At 53.7% G+C, this 9,969-nt stretch carries 8 protein-coding genes and 1 pseudogene; 2 read left to right on the plus strand and 7 right to left on the minus strand.

Annotation, left to right across the window (positions count from 1 at the left end; genetic code table 11):
- Both RUA4292_RS16400 and RUA4292_RS16405 read left to right on the plus strand, forming a co-directional pair.
- Positions 1–545: pseudogene (locus tag RUA4292_RS16400) on the plus strand (IS5 family transposase); the annotation flags it as partial.
- 150 nt (positions 546–695) lie between these two features.
- On the plus strand, positions 696–1,727 hold the full coding sequence (locus RUA4292_RS16405; protein WP_058278580.1) for a GlxA family transcriptional regulator: 1,032 nt from the start codon (positions 696–698) through the stop codon (positions 1,725–1,727).
- On the opposite strand, the gene RUA4292_RS16410 is transcribed toward RUA4292_RS16405, so the two are convergent.
- From RUA4292_RS16410 to RUA4292_RS16440, 7 genes are read right to left on the minus strand one after another with little or no spacing between them, the layout of a single operon-like run.
- Positions 1,705–2,637: a 3-hydroxyacyl-CoA dehydrogenase NAD-binding domain-containing protein gene (locus tag RUA4292_RS16410; RefSeq protein WP_058278587.1), complete on the minus strand. Its 933-nt coding sequence runs from the start codon at positions 2,635–2,637 to the stop codon at positions 1,705–1,707. The two genes, RUA4292_RS16405 and RUA4292_RS16410, sit on opposite strands and share 23 nt — an antisense overlap.
- On the minus strand, positions 2,637–3,377 hold the full coding sequence (locus tag RUA4292_RS16415; protein WP_058278581.1) for an SDR family NAD(P)-dependent oxidoreductase: 741 nt from the start codon (positions 3,375–3,377) through the stop codon (positions 2,637–2,639). The genes RUA4292_RS16410 and RUA4292_RS16415 overlap by 1 nt, the downstream gene beginning before the upstream one ends.
- Positions 3,377–4,795, minus strand: a complete 1,419-nt coding sequence (locus tag RUA4292_RS16420) for a gamma-aminobutyraldehyde dehydrogenase (protein ID WP_058278582.1) — start codon at positions 4,793–4,795, stop codon at positions 3,377–3,379. The genes RUA4292_RS16415 and RUA4292_RS16420 overlap by 1 nt, the downstream gene beginning before the upstream one ends.
- Positions 4,796–4,805: 10 nt before the next feature.
- Positions 4,806–5,738 (minus strand): 3,5-dioxohexanoate:acetyl-CoA acetone transferase, encoded by a 933-nt coding sequence (gene kce / locus RUA4292_RS16425; protein WP_058278583.1) that lies wholly within the window; start codon positions 5,736–5,738, stop codon positions 4,806–4,808.
- Positions 5,738–6,529, minus strand: a complete 792-nt coding sequence (locus RUA4292_RS16430) for an SDR family NAD(P)-dependent oxidoreductase (protein ID WP_233493473.1) — start codon at positions 6,527–6,529, stop codon at positions 5,738–5,740. The genes kce and RUA4292_RS16430 overlap by 1 nt, the downstream gene beginning before the upstream one ends.
- A gap of 8 nt (positions 6,530–6,537) precedes the next feature.
- A complete protein-coding gene (gene betC / locus RUA4292_RS16435; RefSeq protein ID WP_058278585.1) occupies positions 6,538–8,037 on the minus strand; it encodes a choline-sulfatase in 1,500 nt (499 codons plus the stop codon).
- A 23-nt stretch (positions 8,038–8,060) separates the two neighbouring features.
- Positions 8,061–9,182, minus strand: a complete 1,122-nt coding sequence (locus RUA4292_RS16440) for an aromatic ring-hydroxylating oxygenase subunit alpha (protein ID WP_058278586.1) — start codon at positions 9,180–9,182, stop codon at positions 8,061–8,063.
- Between the last annotated feature and the right edge of the window lie 787 nt (positions 9,183–9,969).

Below are 9,969 nucleotides of genomic sequence, written 5' to 3' on the forward strand. Positions count from 1 at the left end.
GTGTTTGCCCGAATTATGGAGGGCCTTGCCGCTGAAGCCCCTGACCATAAAACGATTTCAATCGATGCGACTTNCCTCAAGGCCCACCGGACAGCTTCCAGCTTGTCGGTCAAAAAGGGGGGCGCAGACGCCTGATCGGGCGTACCAAAGGCGGCATGAACACAAAGTTGCATGCAGTGGCTGACACGGTTGGGCGGCCCATTCGGTTCTTCATGACCGCCGGTCAAGTAAGCGACTACACTGGGGCGAGAGCTCTTGTCAGTAGCCTGCCAGCAGCCGACTGGCTGCTTGGGGATCGTGGCTATGATGCGGATTGGTTCCGTGAAGCCCTTGTAGATATGGGAGTAACGCCTTGCATCCCCGGACGAAAGTCACGCGGCAAGGCCGTCAAATATGACAAACGCCGATACAAACGCCACAATCGTATCGAGATCATGTTTGGCCGCTTGAAAGATTGGAGGCGCGTGGCAACCCGCCATAACAGATGCCCCAAGGTGTTCCTTTCGGCCATCGCTCTCGCCGCAACCGTAATTTTCTGGTTATGAGTCCTGGGCCTAGCTCCAGAAACTGATTGAGATCTGATCCCCTCGGCCTAGCCTTCTCACTTAGCCAGTGCTTGGCTCAGTACTTTGGTGTTTTTTGCGTAATTCCGAAACATAATTGACAATTTTGGACGCTGTTTTACAAAATCGGCCATGACGCAGCCAATAGATCGCAAGTTAGACATAGTTGTTTTAGTGAGTTCGCATTTTAATGTTTCGGCGACAACGTCTTTCGTGGATCCATTCAGAGTAGCAAATTACTTGACGGGTTCAGCTCGATTTTCTTGGACCTATGTCTCAGACCCTGGTGGTCCAATTGAATCCAGCAGCGGCTTGGTCATTGACACTGCCCCATTGGCGGAGGTGGTGAGGCGCAAGCCTTGGATGGTTCTGGTGAGTACTAGTTGGACACCTGAGCGTCACGGGACACCTCAGTTCAAGGTAGCACTACAGAAATGGGAATCGGGTGGAGCAATCGTTGGAGGTTTGGATACTGGCGCGATTGTTCTTGCGACGGCTGGACTACTCAAAGGAAAGACCGCAACGGTTCACTATGAACACATCGACGCCTTTGCCGAAACGGCCCATGACACCACCGTGTCAGAGAACATGATTATTATGGATGGAAAGATTTTCACTTGTTGCGGGGGTTCTGCAGCAACCGATCTGGGATTGCGGTTTGTACATTCTGTCGCTGGTGAGAGTATCGCCAATGCATCTGCTCGATACCTTTTTCATCACAATGTGCGCGGAGAAGGCCAATCACAGAACCCCAAAGACATGGAGCCGCTGGGGTACGTCACCTCTGGAGTGGTAAGGGACGCGATCGATTTGATGGAGGCGCACTTGGAAGCCACTTTGTCGATCCCTGAAATATCAGCGAGGTTGAAGATTTCGCAACGACAACTTAGCCGATTGTTTCAGCAATATGTCCATAAGTCGCCGATCGAGTATTACCGCGACATTCGCCTTGATCGCGCGCGCGGATTAGTGACGCAAACTGAGCTTAAGTTCAGCGAGATTGCGGAAGCATCAGGGTTTAATGGACAGGTTCATTTCAGCCGGGCATACCGCAAACGATTTGGATTGACACCCAGTGCGGATCGCATTGAAGGCCGCACCCCGTTCGAGTTTCGCGCTTGGCCAATGTTCAATCCCGACATCAATTCCGAAAATGTTGGGTAGCTTTTTGCATCGCTGTAAGCATCTTGTCGCGTTGCGCTGATAACTCTTCGGTACTTTGCCCCTGAGTTTGATCGTTAATGCCATCGACCAGTTTATTGATGACATCCTCATCAAGACGAGGGTCACCCAGGTCGTCCCACCAGCCATTGAATGTGTCTTTGAAATGGTCACAGAAAGCCTGCAGGCCACCATCGCCTGCGCCTAAGTGAAAAAGGGTTGTCGGACCCATCGCCGCCCATCGCAGTCCCGGGCCAGCCCACATCGCTTTATCGATGTCTTCGACACTGGCAACACCTTCGACCGCCATATGAACGGCCTCGCGCCAAACTGCGGCTTGCAAACGGTTCGCGACATGTCCTGGCATGCCTTTCTTGATCCGGATCGTGATCTTACCAATGTCTTTGTAGAAAGCTTCTGTGCGGTCCAAGACATCTGAACCGGTGGAATCGTTGATGGTCAATTCGACCAATGGGATGAGATGCGGTGGGTTAAATGGGTGACCAAGGATCAATTTGCTGGGATCGCGCCATCCCTCTTGCAAAGCTTCAAGCGTCAGGCCGGAAGTTGAGCTTGAAACTACTGCGTTAGGGTTCAACTCTGGCTCAATCCCGGCATAGGTAGAATGCTTGATTGGCAGTCTTTCTGGCACGTTCTCCTGAACGAATTGTGCGCCCTGGACAGCCTCCTCGGCGGTTGAAACGAAAGTGATAGCGTCGGGTGTGGCCCTATCTGTGAGGTTCAACTCGTCCAGTGCCGGCCAGGATTTTTCGACATAAGAGCGAACGGATGCTTCGGTATTCGGATCGGGATCAAAGACCGTCACGCTACGGCCCGAGGCGAGAAACAACGCGGCCCAGCTTGCCCCTATCACACCGGCTCCAAGAATGGCGGTTCTTTCAATTTCTGACATCATAACAGTCCCGGATTAAGGGGGGAGGCCGCCGTCAGGCCACCGTCCACCGTGAACAACTGGCCGGTTGCAAAAGACGAGTCGTCAGAGGCCAGCCACACGGCCATCGCTGCAATATCGGCAGGTTTACCAAAGCGTTTGACCGCGTGGCGAGCCAGCGCGTCGGATTTGGCCTTTTCCGGGTCGTGCGCGAGGTCGAACGCTGCATCCAGCATGCCCGTTTCAATCCATCCCGGGCAGATCGCGTTGCAGCGCACCGCTGGTCCATGGTCCACTGCAATAGAGCGTGTGAGCCCATGCACAAACGCTTTTGACGCATTGTAGAGCGCCATCGACGGGTCCGCGGCATTGCCCGAGATCGAACCGATGTTGATGATCGAGCCACCTTGCGACATTTCTGGAATGAAGGCGCGACAACAGTTAAAAACGCCTCGCGCATTTACGCCCATCACTAAGTCCCAATCCGAGTCCGAGCTTTCGGTAACAGTTTTTTCGATCTGAACGCCGGCGTTGTTTACTAGGATATCAGTCCCACCGACTATACTGACGATCTCTGCAACCGCTTCGGCGTCAGACACATCCAGTGTGTACCAAATTACGTTTTCTGGCAGATCATCGGGTTGAAGGCCGCGCCCGCAGGTATTGACAGCGGCCCCTTCAGCCATGAACGCCTCAATAATGCCCCGCCCAATGCCCTGCTTGCCGCCTGTGACAAAGGCGCGTTTTCCAGCCAACCGCATCAGTGTGCCACCATGACATGACGGATCGCAGTATAAGCGTCCAATGCATAGACCGACATATCACTGCCCGTACCTGAGCCTTTCATCGCGGCCCATGGCATCTCGGGGGTCGCGACCCCATGCGTGTTTACCCACGTAAAACCATAGCGCAGCTTGGATGTCATTTGCATCGCGCGTCCAACATCTCGTGTCCAGACCGATGAGGCCAACCCGTAAGGCCCCTTGTTGGCGATCTTCAACGCCTCCTCTACGTCGGCAAAACGGGAGATAGTTACAACAGGTCCAAACACCTCGTTGCAGGCAATCTCTGCAGTGTTGTCGACATTGGCGATCACTGTCGGCTGGTAGAAAAAGCCGTCTTCTTCGCCAGACGCCCCACCGGAAACGATTTCAGAGCTGCAGCGTGCGCGATCAACAAAACCAGCCACACGATCTCGCTGTGCCGCAGAGACAAGCGGGCCCATTTCCGTTCCTTCAGCTTTCGGTGCACCAGTCTGTATCTGGCCAACCTGATCGGCAATCGCAGCCACAAGTTTGTCGTAAACACTGTCTGCAACCATCACGCGGCAAGGCTGTGCGCAGTCCTGACCGGCATTGAAGTAGCTGCCATATCGGATCGTCTCGGCCACAGCATCGAGATCAGCATCATCAAAGACAATGACCGGTGCCTTGCCGCCCAATTCCAGATGAACGTGTTTAATTTTCTGGGAAGCAGCCCGCATAGCAGCCATGCCTGTCGCCGGAGAGCCCGTAATACTGATCCCTTCCATCTGTGGGCTGTTCATCAGGGTATTCCCCACGCCGAGCCCGCGACCATGAATCACGTTTAGCACGCCTTTTGGCAGAACATCTTGTAACAATTCTGCAAGTCGCAAAGTAGATAGCGGCGTGATCTCGGAAGGTTTCAACACCACCGAACATCCTGCTGCAATTGGTGCGGCAATCTTCCAGGACGCCATCATCAGCGGATAGTTCCACGGCGCTATGGCCGCGACAGGGCCAATGGGGTCACGCCGGATCATCGAGGTATGACCCGCGACATACTCTCCAGAGGCAGACCCCATCATGGTGCGCGCAGCCCCGGCGAAAAAGCGAAAGACATCGATCGTCAGCGGCATTTCGTCATCATGAGCCGATGGCCAGGGTTTTCCCACATCCAAGCTCTCAAGTTCTGCCAACTCCTGGCCGTTCGCCTCGATAACTTCAGCTATGTGAAGCAATATCGCAGCGCGTTCCGCGGGGGTCGTACCCGAAAAGGTCTCAAATGCCTCTGCCGAACCGCGCACTGCCGCCTCGGTCTGTGCATCGCTGGCCTCTTTTACTGTGCATATGATTTCGCCTGTTGCAGGGTTCAGGATTTCCAACGCCTCTTCGGTACCTTCGACCAATTCGCCATTGATCAACATTTTCGTCTGCATAAGCGTCTCCTTAAAACCCAACCTGATCGCCGCCTTTTAGTGCGAGCCGCATGCGCGCTTCTGCTGGCGTCGCAACCGTAAAGCCAAGGTTTTCTACGATTGATCGGATGCGCGTGACCTGCTCCGCGTTGGATTTGGCCAACTCACCTTTGCCAATGAACAGGCTGTCTTCGAGACCAACCCGAAGGTTTCCGCCGCGCAATGCACTTTGGGTTGCAAAAGGCATTTGGTGACGGCCAGCGGCAAGGACAGACCATTCGTAATTCTCTGCCCCGAACAGCTTGTCCGCTGTGTTGTGCATGTGGGTTAGATGGTCTGCATCCGCGCCAACGCCACCCAAGATGCCGAACACCATCTGAATGAAAAAAGGCGGTTTGATCAGGCCTTGATCCACGAACCATTTGACGTTGTAGAGATGTCCAAGATCATAGCATTCGAACTCGAACTTTGTGCCATGATCACCACCAAGTTTTTCAATGGCGTAACGAATTGTTTTGAAGGTGTTGGGAAAGATGAAGTCCTCTGTCATCTCCAGGAATGGCTGTTCCCAATCATGCTGAAACTCGGTGTATTTCTGCAGCATCGGAAAGATGCCAAAGTTCATAGAACCCATGTTGAGAGATGCCATCTCTGGGCTTGTTGAGGTCGCCGCCAGCAGGCGCTCATCCATCGACATACCCAAACCGCCGCCGGTAGAGACATTCATCACCACATCAGTGGACTGTTTGATCACGGGCAGGAACTGCTGAAATAGCTCGGGTCGGGGGTCGGGTTTGCCGGTCTCTGGATGCCGTGCGTGCAAGTGAATGATCGACGCGCCGGCTTGTGCCGCTTCAATACTTGCTGTCGCGATCTCGGCAGGCGTAATCGGCAGATGTGGCGACATCGACGGCGTATGGATGCCCCCTGTGGGTGCGCAGGTGATGATGACGGATTTGGGCATCAGAGTTTCATCTGCTGCACTTGTGCAGACAGCCCCCCGTCCAGAACCCACAACTGGCCAGAGGCATACCGTGCTTCGTCGGAAGCAAGCCAGTTAACCAGGTTTGCAATGTCCTGTGGCGTCCCGTAGGTGCGCGTCGGATGAACATCGCGCACGGCCTGTTGCAGCGTTTCAATATTGCCGCCGCCGCCACCAGATCCATCGCCGTTGAAGAAGCTCTGCAGCATTGGGGTATCGATATAGCCGGGGCAGATGGCGTTTACGCGGATACCTTCGGGGCCATGATCGCAAGCCATTGCGCGGGTCAAAGCGTGTACTGCACCTTTGGTTGCGCAATAGGCCGCAAGGCCCGGATCAGCGATGAACCCATCGTAGGAGCCAAAATTGATGAGGCTTGCGCTATTCCCTGTCTTCGCCGCTTCGCGCATCAACGGGATGGCATATTTCGAGGTCAGGAACGTGCCCGTGGAATTAACCGCAAAGCTTTGGTTCCATTCCTCCAGCGTGGTCTCTTCAACCGTTTTTTCGATCTCGATACCGGCCGCGTTTACTAAGATGTCCAACTTTCCTTGTGTGGTGCGCACATGATCCATCGCCGCAACCGAGTCTGCCTCTTGAGTCACATCCAGCTTAACAAAATGACTGCCATCTTCGTCGTGCTGGTCTAACGATCCTTCCGGTGTGAGGTCAGCTGCAAATACTGTTGCCCCTTCTTTTAGGAACCGCGCGACAATTGCACGCCCGATGCCACCGCGCGCGCCGGTCACAAGGGCAATTTTTCCGTTCAGCATCATTGGCTTCAATCCTTCAAAGGCGGATAGCGGTAGCGACTCGCGGCCACCGTCCAATCCAAGTTGTTGCGGACATATTGCTGACTTGCATCAGATGGTGGGTTGTAATCCCATGGCTCGCTGGCACCTGCTTCCATCGCGGCATGTAACGCGCGGCGTGATCTCTGCGTGGCGATAATCTTCTTTCGCAATTCACTACCGTCCCACCGTTCCGCGACTTCGGCTGCAAAGCGGGCTGCCGGGTCAGCATAGTCAGGATCTGTGGCGACATTTTTTGTTTCCAGTGGGTCAGCGTTTAGGTCGTAGAGCTGCGGCGGATCGCTGTCGCAATGAATGTACTTTAAAGGGCCGCGCCGGATCATGATTACGGGATAGCCCGTCATCTCAGCACAATACTCACCGATGGCTTCATCAACTGGGTCGTATTCGCCACGGGCCAAAGGCATTAGACTGCGCCCGTCGATCGGTTCTCCGATCATCGTCTCATTACCGCCGCCAACATCGATAAAGGTCGGTAGCAAATCAACCAGTGACACTGCATTCTGCGTTGTCCCCACTACAACGCCCGGCCCGGCCATGACCAGTGGAACGCGCGCAGAGTGTTCAAAGAAATTCATTTTATACCACAGCCCACGTTCTCCCAGCATGTCGCCGTGATCCGCAGTTACAAACACTATGGTGTTGTCCAACTCGCCCGTCTCTTCGAGGGTCTGAATCAGCTCCCCGATCTTGCTGTCGAAGTAGCTGACATTGGCTAGGTAAGCATGACGCGCGCGACGGATTTCTTCGTCGCTGAGCGGCACATATGATGCTTCGATCCCATCCATCAACCGACGCGAGAACGGGTCCTGATCCTCCGTCACGGGTGTAAAGGACGGCATGTCGATCTCATCGTCCGAATAAAGATTCCACCATTCGGGCCGCGCAACGTAAGGATCATGCGGGTGAATGAAGCTTACCACCATCGCAAAGGGCGCATCGTTCCCACGTGCTTTGTCTCGGGCAACATCGAAGAGCCAGCGATTGGCGGCAAAGCCGACTTCATCGTCATAGTCGATCTGGAAGGTCGCATGGGCCAAACCGCTTTCCTTGACGGTTTGCATGTTATGATACCACTTATCGATCCGCTCATCAGGCGCTTCCCAATCCGGGGTCCATGCGAAATCTGCGGGGTAGATATCGGTTGTTACCCTGTCTTCGAACCCATGCATCTGATCTGGGCCAACGAAATGCATCTTGCCTGAAAGACAGGTCCGGTAGCCTAGCGATTTAAGGTAATGCGCAAATGTTGGCACCGAGGCTCTGAACTCGGATGCATTGTCATAAGCTGCAATGCGGCTGATGTGCTGGCCCGACATAAAAGCAAACCGTGAAGGTGCGCAGAGTGGAGAATTGCAATAAGCCGCATCAAAGCGCATGCCGCGCGCGGCTAACGCATCAAGGTGGGGTGTCTTGGCAACCTTGTGCCCGTATGCCCCAGTGAAGTGCGGTGCCAATTGGTCCGCCATTATCACGAGGATGTTTGGCCGCGTCACGCAGCACCTTTTGCGTAAGCATCCAGGACTAGGCCATGGAAGTGATGTACGGCGTGCTCGGATTTGCCGGAACCATCCGGGTCATTGACGATCCGACCTTGGGTGAACGCAGGTGTGTTCATCCCGCGCTGCACACTTTCGACAAGGCTGATGTCTTCGATCTGAAGAACTTCGTCCAGATAACGAATTGCATCCAACTCCATCGCGTCGGGTTCCGGCGTCTCAAGGAAGAAGTCATAAGTTTCAAGCGTCCGATCTGGCCCAACGGGGATGATGTTCAACACGATCATGCTTGACCGTCCCGGATACCGCATCAGGCAGGTCGTCGGATAGAGCCACCAAACCGCATGGGTTTTGACGGTGGCATTCGACACGTCATAAGCGGAATTCGGACTTGTGCCCGCGTCAGCCATATGGCTGGAGTAAATGCCGTAGGTCGTAACCTTGTAGGTATCCATATCCACGAGGTCACAAAAATCTTTGTGCGCTGTAGGACAGTGATAGCACTCTAGGAAGTTGTCCACGACGTTCTTCCAGTTGGATTTGATGTCATAGGTCAGACGATGACCAAAAGTGAGTTGATCCACATCCGGTGCCCAATGGCGCACTTCGGTTTCCAAGTTGCCGGATTGTTCTGACAAAGAAGCTGCCATTGGATCCAAATTAACGAAAACAAAGCCGCAAAATTCCTCGACTTGCACTGCATCGAGACAAATCTCGTCTTTCCTGAAATCTTCGAGGTTTTCGGTATGTGGTGCGCGAGCCAATTGCCCGTCAAGTTTATAGACCCAAGCATGATAGGGGCACATGATCCGCGTTGTATTGCCTTCGCCCGACAGCAATTCATGCGCACGGTGTTTGCAGACATTATAAAAGGCACGAAGCTTACCCTCTTTATCACGCACAACGGCAATGGGTTGGCCGGCAATATCCACTGTTACATAAGATCCTGGCTCACGTGTTTTTTCGACATGACACACCCATTGCCAAGTTTTGGAGAGGATGGCGCGAAGGTCTGCGTCAAACCACTTGCGCTCGGTGTAGGCAGCGGCCTGCAGTGAACTGGAGCGCGATGGATCAGCATGATAGCCAAAGAAAATTGTATCTGAATCAGTCATGATTGCGTCTCCGATGTTAGGTTAAATCTATTTCAAGTGGGATTCGGAACTATGTTTAATCAGCCGCTAGCTTGATTATTTTCGCCAAGCATTTGGCTTTCGGGGACACCGTATTAATCCATCAAGCTTTGGATTTAGCTGACAAGCGAATGCTAGGCCCTTGCCGGCACCTGTTCAGCGGTCATTCGTGCACATTGCAGCAATCGGCAAATTGGGCTCGAACCGGTCATTCGCTGCAACTTGCTTGAACGTCTACTTTGCGGACGAAGCAGCCGTCGGGCCTGCCAGGATGAGTGTCCGGTTCGGCGAACAACTCAGTTTTTTCGCCGTCCTCGACTTCTTGCCGGACCCAAGTAGGACCATTAGGATCGCCCCTATCGCTTCGAGCCAAACTATTCGGGGCGAAGCTTCCAGCATGTTTGGATCTCCCAATCCTGATTGTCGAATACTCTGCTTAGATTCACAAAAGTGAAATGCCCACAGACATAGAAGGTCTAGAAATAGCTTTCACCGCCATAGTGAGCGGCAATGTCCAAGTCCTTGTCAGATTTGTAAAATTGACCCTCACCGACTTTAAAGCCGCAGTTGCGGTCATTGCCATGCGCTACAATAGACCGTAGGTTGGATTAAAAACCGGGGTAGAGCATGCACGCTACAAGGTGGGTTGTATTATCGGCTGGATTTTTTGCTCTGGCCACAGCGGCGTGTACAGATCTGTATCCTGACGCCGACGTCATGCCCACCCGCGCTGATGGGGCGGCATTTTTCTCAGAAAACTGTACTTCTT

Source organism: Ruegeria atlantica (genome assembly GCF_001458195.1).
Lineage (GTDB): Bacteria > Pseudomonadota > Alphaproteobacteria > Rhodobacterales > Rhodobacteraceae > Ruegeria > Ruegeria atlantica.

What these genes read in the sequence shown, in the direction of transcription:
- RUA4292_RS16405 (WP_058278580.1), top strand. Translation starts at nt 696, where the DNA reads ATGACGCAGCCAATAGATCGCAAGTTAGACATAGTTGTTTTAGTGAGT.
- RUA4292_RS16410 (WP_058278587.1), bottom strand. Translation starts at nt 2,637, where the DNA reads ATGTCAGAAATTGAAAGAACCGCCATTCTTGGAGCCGGTGTGATAGGG.
- RUA4292_RS16415 (WP_058278581.1), bottom strand. Translation starts at nt 3,377, where the DNA reads ATGCGGTTGGCTGGAAAACGCGCCTTTGTCACAGGCGGCAAGCAGGGC.
- RUA4292_RS16420 (WP_058278582.1), bottom strand. Translation starts at nt 4,795, where the DNA reads ATGCAGACGAAAATGTTGATCAATGGCGAATTGGTCGAAGGTACCGAA.
- kce (WP_058278583.1), bottom strand. Translation starts at nt 5,738, where the DNA reads ATGCCCAAATCCGTCATCATCACCTGCGCACCCACAGGGGGCATCCAT.
- RUA4292_RS16430 (WP_233493473.1), bottom strand. Translation starts at nt 6,529, where the DNA reads ATGCTGAACGGAAAAATTGCCCTTGTGACCGGCGCGCGCGGTGGCATC.
- betC (WP_058278585.1), bottom strand. Translation starts at nt 8,037, where the DNA reads ATGGCGGACCAATTGGCACCGCACTTCACTGGGGCATACGGGCACAAG.
- RUA4292_RS16440 (WP_058278586.1), bottom strand. Translation starts at nt 9,182, where the DNA reads ATGACTGATTCAGATACAATTTTCTTTGGCTATCATGCTGATCCATCG.